This window comes from Erwinia sp. V90_4, from assembly GCF_029967685.1.
Classification (GTDB): domain Bacteria; phylum Pseudomonadota; class Gammaproteobacteria; order Enterobacterales; family Enterobacteriaceae; genus Erwinia; species Erwinia aphidicola.
Genome location: NZ_JASCAQ010000067.1, coordinates 82,290 through 97,487, shown reverse-complemented (window position 1 = coordinate 97,487; position 15,198 = coordinate 82,290). Strand labels below are relative to the sequence as shown.

Annotated in this window: 15 protein-coding genes; 9 read left to right on the top strand and 6 right to left on the bottom strand. The window is 56.8% G+C overall.

The window, feature by feature from the left end; genetic code table 11:
- Positions 1-42: 42 nt before the first annotated feature.
- From secG to rlmE, 5 genes are all read right to left on the bottom strand, one after another.
- Positions 43-375, bottom strand: coding sequence for a preprotein translocase subunit SecG (gene secG / locus QLG07_RS22045; protein WP_048914487.1), 333 nt, complete (start codon positions 373-375; stop codon positions 43-45).
- Positions 376-643: 268 nt separating this feature from the next.
- Positions 644-1,978, bottom strand: a complete 1,335-nt coding sequence (gene glmM / locus QLG07_RS22040; protein ID WP_099753985.1) for a phosphoglucosamine mutase — start codon at positions 1,976-1,978, stop codon at positions 644-646.
- Positions 1,979-1,982: 4 nt separating this feature from the next.
- Positions 1,983-2,819, bottom strand: a complete 837-nt coding sequence (gene folP / locus QLG07_RS22035; protein WP_187498272.1) for a dihydropteroate synthase — start codon at positions 2,817-2,819, stop codon at positions 1,983-1,985.
- Between the two features lie 159 nt (positions 2,820-2,978).
- Complete coding sequence (gene ftsH, locus QLG07_RS22030; protein ID WP_048914484.1) at positions 2,979-4,913, bottom strand: ATP-dependent zinc metalloprotease FtsH; 1,935 nt, start codon at positions 4,911-4,913, stop codon at positions 2,979-2,981.
- Positions 4,914-5,015: 102 nt separating this feature from the next.
- The gene (gene rlmE / locus QLG07_RS22025; protein WP_048914483.1) at positions 5,016-5,645 is read right to left on the bottom strand and encodes a 23S rRNA (uridine(2552)-2'-O)-methyltransferase RlmE; all 630 of its coding nucleotides are present in this window, start codon (positions 5,643-5,645) and stop codon (positions 5,016-5,018) included.
- 128 nt (positions 5,646-5,773) lie between these two features.
- Between rlmE and yhbY the strand changes: the two genes are divergently transcribed.
- A complete protein-coding gene (gene yhbY / locus QLG07_RS22020) occupies positions 5,774-6,067 on the top strand; it encodes a ribosome assembly RNA-binding protein YhbY (RefSeq protein WP_048914482.1) in 294 nt (97 codons plus the stop codon).
- A gap of 130 nt (positions 6,068-6,197) precedes the next feature.
- On the opposite strand, the gene greA is transcribed toward yhbY, so the two are convergent.
- The gene (gene greA, locus QLG07_RS22015) at positions 6,198-6,680 is read right to left on the bottom strand and encodes a transcription elongation factor GreA (protein ID WP_048914481.1); all 483 of its coding nucleotides are present in this window, start codon (positions 6,678-6,680) and stop codon (positions 6,198-6,200) included.
- A gap of 249 nt (positions 6,681-6,929) precedes the next feature.
- Between greA and dacB the strand changes: the two genes are divergently transcribed.
- The 8 genes from dacB to QLG07_RS21975 all read left to right on the top strand — a co-directional run bounded on the left by dacB (position 6,930) and on the right by QLG07_RS21975 (position 15,159).
- Positions 6,930-8,363, top strand: coding sequence for a serine-type D-Ala-D-Ala carboxypeptidase (gene dacB, locus QLG07_RS22010; RefSeq protein ID WP_099753983.1), 1,434 nt, complete (start codon positions 6,930-6,932; stop codon positions 8,361-8,363).
- A 4-nt stretch (positions 8,364-8,367) separates the two neighbouring features.
- Positions 8,368-9,030, top strand: coding sequence for a two-component system response regulator PmrA (gene pmrA, locus QLG07_RS22005; RefSeq protein ID WP_187498678.1), 663 nt, complete (start codon positions 8,368-8,370; stop codon positions 9,028-9,030).
- Complete coding sequence (gene pmrB, locus QLG07_RS22000) at positions 9,027-10,082, top strand: two-component system sensor histidine kinase PmrB (RefSeq protein WP_187498677.1); 1,056 nt, start codon at positions 9,027-9,029, stop codon at positions 10,080-10,082. The genes pmrA and pmrB overlap by 4 nt, the downstream gene beginning before the upstream one ends.
- 227 nt (positions 10,083-10,309) lie before the next feature.
- Positions 10,310-11,485, top strand: a complete 1,176-nt coding sequence (locus QLG07_RS21995; protein ID WP_282470165.1) for an isochorismate synthase — start codon at positions 10,310-10,312, stop codon at positions 11,483-11,485.
- An 11-nt stretch (positions 11,486-11,496) separates the two neighbouring features.
- Positions 11,497-13,110 carry a (2,3-dihydroxybenzoyl)adenylate synthase gene (locus QLG07_RS21990; RefSeq protein ID WP_282470164.1) on the top strand — a complete coding sequence of 538 codons (1,614 nt, stop codon included), beginning with the start codon at positions 11,497-11,499 and terminating at the stop codon, positions 13,108-13,110.
- Between the two features lie 15 nt (positions 13,111-13,125).
- A complete protein-coding gene (locus QLG07_RS21985) occupies positions 13,126-13,980 on the top strand; it encodes an isochorismatase (RefSeq protein ID WP_187498751.1) in 855 nt (284 codons plus the stop codon).
- Positions 13,980-14,738, top strand: a complete 759-nt coding sequence (dhbA, locus tag QLG07_RS21980) for a 2,3-dihydro-2,3-dihydroxybenzoate dehydrogenase (RefSeq protein WP_282470163.1) — start codon at positions 13,980-13,982, stop codon at positions 14,736-14,738. Before QLG07_RS21985 ends, dhbA begins: the two co-directional genes overlap by 1 nt.
- A gap of 49 nt (positions 14,739-14,787) precedes the next feature.
- Positions 14,788-15,159: a hotdog fold thioesterase gene (locus QLG07_RS21975; RefSeq protein WP_048914474.1), complete on the top strand. Its 372-nt coding sequence runs from the start codon at positions 14,788-14,790 to the stop codon at positions 15,157-15,159.
- Positions 15,160-15,198: the final 39 nt, after the last annotated feature.

Genomic DNA, 15,198 nt, shown 5'->3' with positions numbered 1-15,198 from the left:
CTTTTTTATTTCTGTCGCGTCGAAACGGTTACTGCGTACTGCTTACTGCGGGATATCGTTACCCGGCGCTGCCGGTTTAGCTGGCGTAGTCTGTTGGGACTGCGCTGGCTGGGTCAGATTTTCCCACTCGCTTCCTTTCTGAGTTTTGTTGCTGTTGATGTTACCCAGAACCAGACTGATAATGAAGAACAGGGTCGCCAGCACTGCAGTCATACGGGTCATGAAGTTACCAGAACCGTTAGAACCGAACAGCGTACCAGAAGCGCCTGCACCAAATGATGCTCCCATATCAGCGCCTTTACCTTGCTGCAGCATGATCAGACCCACAAGGCCCAGCGCTACAATAAGGAAAACAACTAAAAGAGCTTCGTACATAATCAACCTTGTTCCTTGCGCGTTAACCGCACATCAAAAGCTTCAAACCAGTTAGTCTTGATAAGCAGGTAACAACCTACCTATGAAGCGGGTGTGAATACTAACCAAAGGCGCCCGCACGTGCAAGAGCAATTTCATACGCTGCTGCTGAGTGCGGAAAAAATCAGCAAAGCGCTCTATTTACGTGCGAACGAGGGAGAAACAGTGCAAATCATCAGCACGGGGCGACCGGAAAAAAGGTCGCCCCCTGGGTAAATCGGTTGCGGCGTTAAACCGCTTTTACCGCATCGGCAATGCGGTGCGCCAGCGCGGTGACCTGCGCTTCGTCCTCGCCTTCCACCATCACGCGGATCAGCGGCTCGGTGCCGGATTTACGTAGTAGCACGCGGCCACGGCCTTTCAGCTCGGCCTCCACTTCTGCCGTGACGGCTTTCACCGTGGCATCTTCCAGAGGATCGTGGCTACCGCTAAAGCGTACATTGACCAGAATCTGCGGCAGCAGTTTCATGCCGCTGCACAGGTCGTGCAGGCTCATATGGTTACGCACCATCGCGGTCAGCACCTGCAGGCCGGCCACAATACCGTCACCGGTGGTGGTTTTGTCCAGCAGAATGACGTGCCCGGAATTTTCAGCGCCAAGACGCCAGCCCTTCTCTTTCAGCTTCTCCAGCACGTAACGGTCGCCGACCTTGGCACGCGCAAACGGAATACCAAGCTGCTTCAGCGCCAGCTCCAGGCCCATATTGCTCATCAGCGTACCCACCACGCCGCCGCGCAGCTGGCCCTGACGCAGACCTTCGCGCGCGATCAGATAGAGGATCTGGTCGCCATCCACTTTTTGACCAAGGTGGTCAACCATCATGATGCGGTCGCCGTCACCGTCGTAGGCCAGACCCACGTCAGCTTTCTCTGCCAGCACCCGCTCCTGCAACAGACGCAGGTCGGTCGCACCGCACTCTTTGTTAATGTTCATGCCGTCCGGCTGCACGCCGATAGCAATCACCGTCGCACCCAGTTCACGCAGCACGTTAGGGGCGATGTGATAGGTGGCACCGTTAGCGCAGTCGACCACAATTTTCAGGCCGTTCAGGCTCAGTTCGCTCGGGAAAGTTCCTTTGCAGAACTCAATGTAGCGCCCGGCAGCATCGACAATACGACTGGCTCTACCCAGCGCGGCGGACTCGACGCAGGTGATCGGCTTTTCCATCTCGGCTTCAATCGCCTCTTCCACGTCGTCCGGCAGCTTGGTGCCCTCGGTGGAGAAGAATTTAATGCCGTTATCGTCGAACGGGTTATGCGAGGCGGAAATCACAATCCCAGCCTCAGCACGGAAAGTACGGGTCAGATAAGCAACCGCAGGGGTCGGCATCGGGCCAGTAAATGCCGCAGAGAGTCCGGCTGCGGCAAGGCCTGCTTCCAGCGCGGATTCCAGCATGTAGCCAGAAATACGCGTATCTTTACCAATGATGATTTTCTTCGAGCCGTGGCGCGCCAGCACCTTGCCTGCAGCAAAACCCAATTTCAGCACAAAATCAGGCGTGATTGGCGATTCACCCACTTTGCCGCGGATGCCGTCGGTACCAAAATACTTGCGGTTACTCATAGTGTTATTCTTCCCTTGCGGACTGTGTAGCTTCGACGACGCGCATCGCTTCTACGGTTTCTTTCACATCGTGTACGCGCAAAATATGGGCGCCCTGCATTGCCGCAATCACCGCGCAGGCCAGGCTGCCGGTCAGGCGCTGCGAAGGGCCTACATTGAGTAACTGTCCAATCATACTTTTGCGCGACATGCCGACTAACAGCGGCAGCCCAAAGCGATGATAATCGGCCAGATGCGCCAGTAACTGATAGTTGTGCGACAGATTCTTACCGAAACCGAAACCCGGGTCGAGTAGCAACTGCGATTTTTTGATCCCGGCCGCTTCGCAACGGGCGATATGTTCAACAAAGAACTGATCCACATCGCGCAGAACATTGTGGTAATGCGGCGACTGCTGCATGGTTTTCGGCTCACCCTGCATATGCATCAGGCACACCGGCAGCCCGGTCTCTGCCGCCGCGGCCAGCGCGCCCGGCTCCTGCAGGGAGCGGATATCGTTGATGATATGGGCGCCAACGCGCGCCGATTCGCGGATCACCTCGGGCTTCGACGTATCCACAGAGATCCACACTTCAAAGCGCTGAGCGATAGCCTCAACCACCGGAATAACGCGCTCCAGCTCCTGCTCCACGCTAACGTCAGCAGCGCCCGGGCGGGTTGATTCCCCCCCCACATCAATAATGGTCGCACCGGCGTTGATCATCTCATTGGCATGGGTCAGTGCCTGAATCAATTCGTTATGTTTGCCGCCATCAGAAAAAGAGTCGGGGGTGACGTTCAGAATCCCCATAACGTGAGGATGAGAAAGGTCGAGCACGGAATCTCTGGCGTACAGCTTCATGACGAATGGTCTCCGGTTAACAAGTCTATATCCGTCATACTTGAAGCTGCATCTGTGTTGCCTGCGTTTGCTCGCCTTGATGCAGTTCCAATTATTTGGGATATAAAAAAACCCCGGTCAGCGCCGGGGTTTCGATTATAACAGCTTACTGCGGCAAAATTACTTGTCGCCGAACTGCTCGGACATGGTGTTGCCTGGGTTTGGCGTACGCGGTTCATCGACCGGACGCGGCGCCTTAGGCGTGCCGTTGTTGTCTGAGCTGTTGCTGCTACCAGAGTCTTCCCAACCCGCTGGCGGACGCACTTCGCGGCGTGCCATCAGGTCGTCAATCTGTGGAGCATCAATGGTTTCATACTTCATCAGCGCGTCTTTCATCGCGTGAAGGATGTCCATGTTCTCACCAAGCAGGACACGGGCACGCTTGTAGTTCACTTCTACCAGTGACTTAACTTCCTGGTCGATGATACGCGCGGTTTCGTCAGACATATGCTTAGCTTTCGCCACGGAGCGGCCGAGGAACACCTCGCCATCTTCTTCTGCATACAGCAACGGACCGAGTTTCTCAGAGAAGCCCCACTGCGTAACCATGTTACGTGCGATCGAAGTAGCGACTTTAATGTCGTTCGACGCGCCGGTAGAAACATGTTCCACACCGTAGATAATCTCTTCCGCCAGACGGCCGCCGTAAAGGGTGGAGATCTGACTTTCCAGTTTCTGACGGCTGGCGCTGATGGCGTCGCCTTCAGGCAGGAAGAAGGTCACACCCAGAGCGCGTCCACGTGGAATAATCGTCACTTTATGTACCGGGTCATGCTCAGGAACCAGACGGCCGATGATGGCATGGCCTGCTTCGTGATACGCGGTAGACTCTTTCTGTGCTTCGGTCATCACCATGGAGCGACGTTCCGCACCCATCATGATTTTGTCTTTGGCTTTTTCAAACTCTACCATCGACACCACACGCTTGTTACCACGTGCCGCGAACAGAGCAGCTTCGTTGACCAGGTTAGCCAGGTCAGCACCGGAGAAGCCAGGCGTACCGCGCGCAATGATTGCCGCATCGATATCCGTCGCCAGCGGTACACGGCGCATATGCACTTTCAGGATCTGCTCACGTCCGCGAACATCCGGCAGACCAACGACAACCTGACGGTCAAAACGGCCCGGACGCAGCAGCGCAGGGTCGAGTACGTCAGGACGGTTAGTTGCGGCGATAACGATGATGCCTTCATTGCCTTCGAAGCCGTCCATCTCAACCAGCATCTGGTTCAACGTCTGCTCACGCTCATCGTGACCACCACCTAAACCGGCACCGCGCTGACGGCCAACGGCATCGATCTCATCGATAAAGATGATGCACGGCGCGGCTTTCTTAGCCTGTTCGAACATGTCGCGCACACGAGATGCACCCACACCAACAAACATTTCAACGAAGTCAGAACCGGAAATGGTAAAGAAAGGCACTTTTGCTTCACCGGCAATCGCTTTTGCCAGCAGGGTTTTACCGGTACCCGGAGGACCGACCATCAGCACGCCTTTCGGAATTTTACCGCCGAGTTTCTGGAAGCGGCTTGGCTCGCGCAGGTATTCAACCAGCTCGCTCACTTCCTCTTTGGCTTCGTCACAACCGGCAACATCGCCAAAGGTTGTTTTGATTTGATCTTCTGTCAGCATGCGGGCCTTGCTCTTGCCGAAGGACATCGCGCCCTTTCCGCCGCCGCCCTGCATCTGACGCATAAAGAAGATCCAGACACCGATAAGAAGCAGCATAGGGAACCAGGAAATGAAGATTGAAGCCAGCAGGCTCGGCTCTTCTGGTGGTTCACCCACTACTTTTACATTTTTAGTCAACAGGTTATCGAGTAACTTGGGGTCGTTGACGGGGATGTAGGTCGTATATCGATTACTGTCTTTTTTGGTTACGTTAATCTCACGCCCGTTAATACGTGCCTCGCGGACCTGATCCTGGTTCACTTCAGACAGGAAGGTTGAATAATCAACCCTACGGCCATTCGACTCGCTGGGCCCAAAGCTCTGGAATACAGACATCAGCACGACTGCGATGACTAACCAAAGAATTAGGTTTTTCGCCATGTCACTCAAGGGATTAACCTCATATTACAACTGTGTTAACAGACAGCGTAGGGTACTATATATCCGTCATATCTGGAATCGCTGTGATCCCGGCTATTAGGGTTATAGTTTGCGCCCTGTCGCTACAATGTACACTTCACGCGAACGAGAGCGTGAAGCGTCCGGCTTACGAATTTTTACTTTCGTAAACAGGGAGCGAATTTCCCGCAGGTATTCTTCAAAGCCATCTCCCTGAAACACTTTCACTAAAAAACTGCCGCCAGGTGCCAGAACATCACGGCACATCTCTAACGCCAGCTCACATAAATACATCGAGCGGGGAATATCAACTGCAGGGGTACCCGTCATGTTTGGTGCCATATCTGACATCACAACCTGAACTTTGGTATCCCCTACGCGATCCAGCAGGGCTTTCAATACCAGTTCATCACGAAAATCGCCCTGAAGGAAATCGACACCAACGATGGGATCCATTGGCAGGATATCACAGGCGATGACGCGACCCTTTGACCCAATCTGCGTTACCACATATTGCGACCAGCCGCCTGGCGCCGCGCCGAGGTCAACCACGGTCATACCAGGTTTGAAGAGCTTGTCGCCTTGCTGTATTTCATCAAGTTTAAACCAGGCGCGCGAGCGCAACCCTTTTTTCTGTGCCTGAAGCACATATTTATCGCTAAAGTGTTCCTGTAGCCAGCGGCTGGAACTGGCCGAACGCTTTTTACCAGTCATACAATTTCCAACTATGATTCGTTGTTCGCGATAAATAAACCGCGCAAATCAGCTCTGCCGATTTGGTGATACACCAGAGATGGCGGTAGAATGACCCGTTTTCAATCCCAATGTAAGTAAAAAATACGATGAATCTGAGTACCAAACAAAAACAGCACCTGAAAGGCCTGGCCCATCCTCTGAAGCCCGTTGTCATGCTGGGCAACAATGGTTTGACCGAAGGGGTGCTGGCCGAGATCGAACAAGCACTTGAGCACCATGAACTTATCAAGGTGAAAATCGCCACAGAAGATCGTGAGACGAAAGCCCTGGTAGTGGAAGCTATCGTGCGCGAAACACGTGCAGTTAACGTGCAGGTCATCGGCAAGACGCTGGTGCTGTACCGTCCAACGAAGGAACGCAAGATCTCCATTCCGCGCTGAGGAGTCGGCCGTTTTTCGTCACGGCCCGTCCATACTAAGCTCAGGTCTGGAGAAAGTGCCATGCTCCTGATTCTGATAAAAGGCCGCGATGCGGCCTTTTTCTTATCTTTACAAAACCTTCAGAGAATAATTAAAGATACTCTACTTTCAGGATTTCGTATTCGACATCGCCGCCGGGGGTTTTGACAATGGTAACGTCATCAACGACTTTACCAATCAAACCGCGCGCCATCGGTGAGTTCACTGAAATCAGGTTCTTTTTAAAATCGGCTTCATCATCGCCCACAATGCGGTAGGTCGACTCTTCGTCCGTTTCGACATTCAGCACGGTAACGGTGGTGCCAAAAATCACGCGGCCGTTCGCATTGCCGGCCATTTTTGTGACATCGATCACCTGAGCATTGGAAAGCTTGGCTTCGATTTCCTGAATACGGCCTTCACAGAACCCCTGCTCCTCACGGGCAGCATGGTATTCCGCATTTTCTTTTAAGTCGCCGTGTTCCCTTGCATCCGCAATTGAGGCAATAATTCTTGGGCGTTTTACGGTTTTCAGCTCTTCCAGCTCTTCGCGCAATTTTTCCGCGCCCTTTAACGTCATCGGAATCTGATTCATCTCAATACCTCGTAAAATCTGTCCTGTTCAATGTGTCGTCGTCCTGACGGGTGGCATGCAGGAAAGGCGTCCCGCGGCGCTTATTACTGATTTAAAACGAAAGAAGCCTGACCCGGAGCAGTTTCCAGGGTCTGGCTTATTTTGCAATTTGATACGTATTTTACCCCAGAGTTCCTCAAGGGTCATCGTTTACTTTCCACCACGATGCACCGTAGTATGACAGCATCACCTGTCAGTTACCGCGAGATTATGCGATTTTCACGAATTGTCACCGGCATTAGCTGCGCATTTATGCTGCAAGCGCAGGCAGCCCCCGTCGAAGACTACACCCAATACTTACCCGACGGCGCGAACCTGGCGCTGATTGTGCAGAAAATTGGCGCTGCGTCGCCCTCGATTGATTATCACAGCCAGCAGATGGCGCTGCCGGCCAGTACCATGAAAGTGATTACCGCGCTGGCGGCACTGTTACAGCTTGGTCCTGATTACCGTTTTCACACCCAGCTCGAAAGTAAAGGCAGCCTGAGCGGCGATACGCTGCGTGGCGATCTGGTCGCACGCTTCGGCGGTGACCCGACGCTGACGCGTCAGGACCTGCGCAATATGGTGGCGGCACTGAAGAAACAGGGCGTGCAGCATATTGACGGCAACCTGGTGATCGACACCTCGGTGTTCGCCAGCCACGACAAAGCCCCCGGCTGGCCGTGGAATGATATGACCCAGTGCTTTAGTGCTCCGCCTGGCGCCGCTATCGTTGACCGTAACTGCTTCTCGGTGTCGCTTTACAGCGCGCCGAATCCGGGAGAAAAAGCCTTTATACGCGTCGCCTCCTGGTATCCGGTCAATATGTTCAGCGAAGTGCGCACTCTGGCAAAAGGGTCACCGGATGCGCAGTATTGCGAGCTGGACGTGGTCCCCGGTGAGCTGAACCGCTTTACGCTCACCGGCTGCCTGACGCAGCGCAGTGAGCCGCTGCCGCTGGCGTTCGCGATACAGGATGGAGCCAGCTATGCGGGTGCTATCCTCAAATCCGAACTTCAGAGCGCCGGTATCGACTATACCGGGCATCTGGTGCGCCAGACGCAGGTGACGCAACCCGGTACCGTACTGGCCGCGACGCAGTCGGCTCCGCTGCACGATCTGCTGAAGATCATGCTGAAAAAATCCGACAATATGATCGCCGATACGGTGTTCCGCACCATCGGTCATGAGCGCTTCGGCGTGCCGGGCACATGGCGAGCAGGCTCGGATGCCGTGCGTCAGATCCTGCGTCAGAAAGCCAATATCGATCTCGGTAACAGCATTCAGGTCGACGGTTCCGGCCTGTCGCGCCACGACCTGATTTCCCCTGCGACAATGATGCAGGTGCTGCAGTACATTGCGCAGAACGATCAGCAGCTAAACTATATTTCTATGCTGCCGCTGGCGGGTTATGACGGAACCTTACGCTATCGCGGCGGTCTTCATGAAGCCGGCGTGGATGGCAAAGTGTCCGCCAAAACGGGTTCGTTGCAGGGTGTTTACAACCTGGCCGGCTTTATGACCACCGCCAGCGGACAGCGCGTGGCTTTTGTCCAGTATCTGTCTGGTTACGCCGTACCACCTGAGGATCAGCGTCAGCGCCGTATCCCACTGGTGCGCTTCGAAAGCCGTCTGTATAAAGACGTTTATCAGAACAACTGAGCCGATGAAAATACTGATCGTTGAAGATGATGTGCTGCTGCAGGAAGGATTATCCCTCGCCCTGACCGGTGAAGGATATGCGGTTGACTGTGCCGCCAACGCCCGCGAAGCGGTGGCCTTGCTGCAAAACGCTCAGTACAGTTTAATCGTGCTCGACCTTGGCCTGCCGGACCGGGACGGAGCCGACCTGCTGCGCCAGTGGCGCAAAGAGCAGGTTGACCTGCCGGTGCTGATCCTCACCGCACGCGATGCGTTAGAAGATCGCGTGGAGGGGCTGGATGCCGGTGCAGATGACTACCTGATCAAGCCGTTTGCGCTGGTAGAGCTGAAAGCGCGCGCCCGTGCACTGATCCGCCGCTACCAGGGTAAGAGCGATAACCTGCTGCAGCATGGTGACATTGCGCTCAATCTCTCCTCGCAGCAGGTGGGGGTTGAGGGCAAGCCGGTCGAAGTCACCCCGAAAGAGTTTGCCCTGCTGACCCGGCTATTAATGCGCATCGGTCAGACCGTACATCGCGAAACCTTACAGCAGGATCTCTACAGCTGGCAGGATGATACCGGCTCCAACACCCTTGAGGTTCACATTCACAATCTGCGCCGCAAGCTGGGTAAGGATCGGATCAAAACGGTACGCGGCGTCGGTTATCGCCTGGAAGAGCGTGAATGAACAGTATGCGGCGGCGTTTGCTGATCATGCTGGCGCTGATCCTGCTCAGCTGCCAGCTGATGAGCGCGTTATGGCTGTGGCATGAGAGCCGTGAGCAGATCAGCTTTCTGGTCAACGAAACGCTCTCCGCCCATTCCCGCAATGAGCACGTCGAAAATGAGATCCGTGAGGCGATTGCCTCACTGCTGCTCCCCTCTTTAGTGATGGTGTGCTTCACGCTGCTGCTCTCATTCTGGGCCATCAGCTGGATCATCCGCCCGCTGCGTTCGCTGCAAAAAAGCCTCACCGCCCGCTCTGCCGATAATCTCACCCCGCTGCCGCTGCATTCTGACATGGATGAAATTGTCGCGGTTACCGGCGCGCTAAACCAGCTGCTGGGCCGCCTGGATCATCAGCTGCAGCAGGAGAGATTATTCACCGCCGACGCGGCGCATGAACTGCGCACCCCGCTGGCAGGCCTGCGTCTGCATCTGGAACTGCTGGAGCAGGAAGGGGTAAAAAAAGGGCCAATGCTGGTTGAGCGCATCGATCAGCTGATGCACGTTATCGAACAGCTATTGATGCTGTCGCGTGCAGGCCACGCGCTGGCCAGCGGGCATTATCAGACGGTATCGTGGCAGGAGATCGTTGAACCCTTGCGCGAAGAGATTGATGAACTGCTGGCCCTGCGTCAGCAGCAGCTGATCGTCAGCGGTGATCTGATGCTGACGGCTCAAGGCGACGCGGTATTGCTGCGTTTGATGCTGCGCAACCTGTTGGAAAATGCCTCACGCTACAGCCCACAGCACAGCACCGTCACACTGAATATCACTGCCAGCAGTGATGGCAGTGAAATCACCGTCTGCGATGAAGGCCCCGGCATCGAAGAAAGCGCAGTGCGCGAAGTGGTAAAAGCCTTCCGCCGAATGGACCAGCGCTACGGTGGCAGCGGCCTCGGGCTGAATATCGTCCAGCGCATTATCCAGATTCACCACGGCAATTTTGACCTGGCCAACCGCACAGACCGCCAGGGATTGATCGCCACCTGCTGGCTACCTTACCAACTCGGTTAATCACAGCTCTCCCCCGCCTTCCCCCAGCGGCGCTTACCTATGGCGCCCCCTTACCTGGCGATAACACCGCTAACGGCAAGGAATTGGCGCTGAATGTAAGCCTCCCTTTACGCTAATTAAATTAATTTACCTTTATTGACACTATGCCCTATTCGACGTAATTTACTGCACCTGAAAGCAAATGATAATAGTTCTTACTACGTTTATCATTTATCAAAGGATGCCCGATGGAATCGTTAACGTCAGAAAGCACGCTGCAGTTCGCGACAAAAGCCGCCGCCAGCGGCTTCTTCTTCATGTCCCCCTGGCGTAGCCTGGCAGCACAGGGATGCTTCACGACTATCAGCACCCCTGCCCTGGGCGGAGAGTCTTTGCACGGAGAGTTTCAACAGGAGATCCACCAGCGTTTCGCCGAGGCGAAGCGCCAGGGGATTGCCAACCCAATACTGGTCGGTGCCATCCCCTTCGACGCCAGCCAGCCCTCTGCGCTGTTTATCCCTGAGTCCAGCCAGTATTTCGACAGCAGAGCCTGGCGCCAGCAGATGGCGACCAGCCAGGCTGCGCTGCCGGAGGTGATTCGCCGCACCGCGCTGCCGGAGCAGGATGAGTTTATGCAGATGGTCAGCCGCGCCGTGGACGCCACCTCAGCGCAGCAGCTGGATAAAGTCGTCCTGTCCCGCCTGATGGAGATCGCCACTGCACAACCGATAGATATTGCCAGCCTGATGACGCGGGTGATCGCGCAGAACCCGGGCAGCTATAACTTCCACGTACCGTTAGCGGAAGGCGGGTCCCTGCTGGGTGCCAGCCCGGAACTGCTGCTGCGCAAACAGGGCGATCGTTTCTTTACCCATCCGCTGGCCGGTTCGGCACGGCGCGAAAAAGATGACGCCCGCGACCGTGCAGCCGGGCAGCAGTTAATGAACTCCAGCAAAGACCGCTACGAGCACAAGCTGGTAACCGACGCCATGCGCGACGTGCTGCAACCCCGCAGCGCGCAGCTGACGCTGCCTGAAACGCCGGAACTGCTCGCCACCTCGACGCTGTGGCATCTCGGCACCGCCATCGAAGGGGAAGTGAGTGATAAGGCTGATAGCGCCCTGTCGCTGGCCTGCCTGCTGCATCCGACCCCCGCCCTGAGCGGCTTTCCGCACGCGCTCGCCCAGCAGCTGATTGCCGAGCTGGAACCGTTCAACCGCGGGCTGTTTGGCGGCATTGTCGGCTGGTGCGATGCGCAGGGTAACGGTGAGTGGGTGGTAACCATCCGCTGCGGCAAAGTCAACGGCAACCGCGTGCGGCTGTTTGCCGGTGCCGGGATTGTCCCGGCCTCCAGCCCGGAATCTGAATGGCGTGAAACCGGCGTCAAACTTAACACCATGCTCCGTGCCTTTGGCCTTAACTGAGAAGCAGCACAATGACTATCCCTTATACCCGCTGGCCGGACGATCTGGCCGCCCGCTATCGTCAGCAAGGCTACTGGCTGGATCTGCCGCTGACCGATATTTTACAGCGTCAGCAAAACAACAGCGCCATCGCCGTCATCGACGGGGAACACCGCTACAGCTACGCTCAACTGGCGCAGCAGTCCGACCGTCTTGCTGCCGCACTGCAGCGTCGCGGCCTGAAAATGGGCGACACGGCGCTGGTGCAGCTGGGTAACATCGCCGAATTTTACGTCACTTTTTTTGCCCTGATGAAGCTGGGCGTCGCCCCGGTTAACGCGCTGTTCAGCCATCAGCGCAGCGAACTGAATGCCTACGCGCTGCAAATCCAGCCCGCGCTGCTGATTGCCGACCGCCAGCACGCGCTGTTTGCTAACGATGACTACCTTAATCAGCTGCGCCAGGCGATGCCGGCGCTGCGCGTGGTGGCTCTGCACAATGATCACAGCACGGCGCTGTCGCTGGCCGGATTGATTGATGAAGCCGCCGGGGATTTCTGCGCCAGCCCGTCAGCGGCGGATGAAGTCGCCTTCTTCCAGCTTTCCGGCGGCAGCACCGGCACGCCAAAGCTCATTCCGCGCACCCACAACGATTACTACTACAGCATTCGTGCCAGCGTGGAGATTTGCCGCTTCAATCAGGCGACGATTTACCTCAATGCCCTGCCCTCCGCCCACAACTACGCCATGAGCTCCCCGGGCTCCCTTGGGGTCTTTTATGGCGCAGGCTGCGTGGTACTGGCCAACGATCCCAGCGCCAATCTCTGCTTCCCGCTGATTGAAAAACATCAGGTTAACGTCGCCGCACTGGTGCCCCCGGCCGTCAGCCTGTGGTTACAGGCGATAGCCGAATGGGGCAGCAACCGTGCTCTGGCCTCGCTTCAGCTGCTGCAGGTGGGGGGCGCCAAACTCAGCGAGTCGCTGGCGGCACGTATCCAGACAGAAATTGGCTGCCAGCTGCAGCAGGTATTTGGCATGGCCGAAGGGCTGGTCAATTACACCCGTCTGGACGACGACCAGCAGCATATCCTCACCACTCAGGGCTGCCCAATCTCGGCAGATGATGAAGTGTGGGTGGCGGATGCAGAGGGTAATCCGCTGCCAGCCGGCCAGACCGGGCGTCTGATGACGCGTGGCCCTTACACCTTCCGCGGCTACTTCAACAGCCCGGAGCACAATGCCGCCAGCTTTGATGCGCAGGGCTTTTACTGCTCAGGCGACCTGATCGCCATCGCCGAAGATGGCTATATCACCGTGCAGGGGCGTGAGAAAGATCAGATCAACCGCGGTGGGGAAAAGATCGCCGCCGAAGAGATTGAAAACCTGCTGCATCGCCACCCGGAGGTGATCCACGCCGCGCTGGTGTCGATGGAGGACAGCCTGATGGGCGAAAAGAGCTGCGCGTTTATCGTTGCCCGCAGCGTGCTGAAGCCGGTGGTACTGCGCCGTCACCTGCGTGAACTGGGCGTGGCGGAATTCAAACTGCCGGACCGCATCGAGTGCGTTGACTCGCTGCCGCTGACGCCGGTTGGCAAAGTGGATAAAAAACGCCTGCGCCAGCAGCTCGCCGACCGGCAAAACGGATAACTTTCAGGAGATAACATGGCTATTCCAAAACTCGAATCTTACGCGCTGCCAACCGCAGCCGAGCTGCCGACCAATAAAGTGAACTGGGCGTTTGAACCGGCGCGCGCGGCGTTATTAATCCACGATATGCAGGAATATTTCCTCAACTTCTGGGGTGAAGATAGCCCGCTGGTGCAGCAAGTGGTGGCGAATATTGCCCAGCTGCGTCATTACTGCAAATCACAGGGCATTCCGGTTTTCTACACCGCGCAGCCGAACCAGCAGAGCGACGAAGATCGTGCCCTGCTGAATGATATGTGGGGACCGGGCCTGAACAGGCATCCTGACCAGCAGAGAGTCGTGGCCGCACTGGCCCCGGATGAACATGACCAGGTGTTGGTGAAGTGGCGCTACAGCGCTTTCCACCGTTCGCCGCTGGAGTCGATCCTTAACGAGACCGGACGCGACCAGCTCATCATCTGCGGCGTGTATGCCCATATCGGTTGCCTGACCACCGCTACCGACGCGTTTATGCGCAATATTAAGCCGTTTATGGTTGCCGATGCGCTGGCGGACTTCAGCCGCGAAGAGCATATGATGTCCCTCACCTACACGGCAGGCCGCAGTGGCCGCGTGGTCATGACCGAGACTCTGCTGCCGGTCCCGCAGAGCAAAGCACAGCTGCGCGCGGTGGTGCTGCCGCTGCTCGACGAGGATTCGCAAGATCTGGATGATGGCGAAAACCTCATCGACTATGGCCTCGATTCCGTGCGCATGATGGCGCTGGCCGCCCGCTGGCGCCAGGTGCACAGCGATATCGATTTCGTTGCGCTGGCGAAGGATCCCAGCATTGATGGTTGGTGGTCACTGCTGTCGAGGGAGCCTGCCTGATGTCCTGCCGCTTTGACTTTAGTGGAAAACAGGTGTGGGTGACCGGTGCCGGTCAGGGAATTGGCTATCATAGCGCGCTGGCGTTTGTCGCCGCAGGGGCCACGGTAGTGGGCTTTGATAAGCAGTTTTCCCAGAGTCATTACCCGTTTCAGCGCGCTATCGTAGATATCGCTAACGCCGACCAGGTAAAACGCGTCTGCCAGCGCCTGCTGTCAGATACTCAGCGTCTGGACGTGCTGGTGAACGCTGCCGGCATCCTGCGCACCGGGGCCACCGACGAACTGGCGGTAGAAGACTGGCAGGCCTGCATGGCGGTTAACGCCGGGGGAGCGTTCAATCTTTTCCAGCAGACGCTGCCGCTGTTCCGCCAGCAGCGCGCCGGGGCCATTGTCACGGTCGCTTCCAACGCCGCCCATGCCCCGCGCATCGGCATGTCCGCTTATGGCGCCTCAAAGGCCGCCCTGCGCAGCCTGTGCCTGACGGTGGGGCTGGAGATGGCACCGTATGGCGTACGCTGTAATATTGTCTCGCCGGGCTCTACCGACACCGCCATGCAGCGCAGCCTGTGGAGCAGGCCGGAGGATGAGCAGCAGATGATTGCCGGCTATCCGGAGCAGTACAAGCTGGGTATTCCGTTACAAAAGATTGCACAGCCGGAAGAGATCGCTAACGCGGTGCTGTTCCTGGCTTCCGACAGCGCCAGCCATGTCGTGCTGCAGGATATCGTCATCGACGGTGGGGCGACCCTCGGTGCCTGACGTACAGCGGTTGTGGAAACGGCAAAGCACTCTGGCCGAGCTAAACGGGATGGCGCAGGATACGCTGATTGCCCACTTAGGGATGGTGTTTACCCGGCTGGAAGCAGACTGGCTGGAAGCTGTCATGCCGATGGATAATCGTACCCGGCAGCCTTTTGGCCTGCTGCACGGCGGCGCATCGGTGGCGCTGGCAGAGTCGCTGGGGTCAATGGCGGGCTGGCTCTGCTCGCTGCCGGGCCAGAATGTGGTGGGCATTGATATTAACGCCACGCATCTGCGCGCCCTGTACAGCGGATCGGTGCGCGGTGTCTGTCGCGCCCTGCACCTCGGCGGACTGAATCAGGTGTGGCAAATTGAGATATATGACCCACGGGATCGGCTGTGCTGCATCTCTCGCCTGACCACCGCGATTATCGGTTAGCACCCTGTAAAACGGGACGCCAGTGGCGTCCCGTTTTTT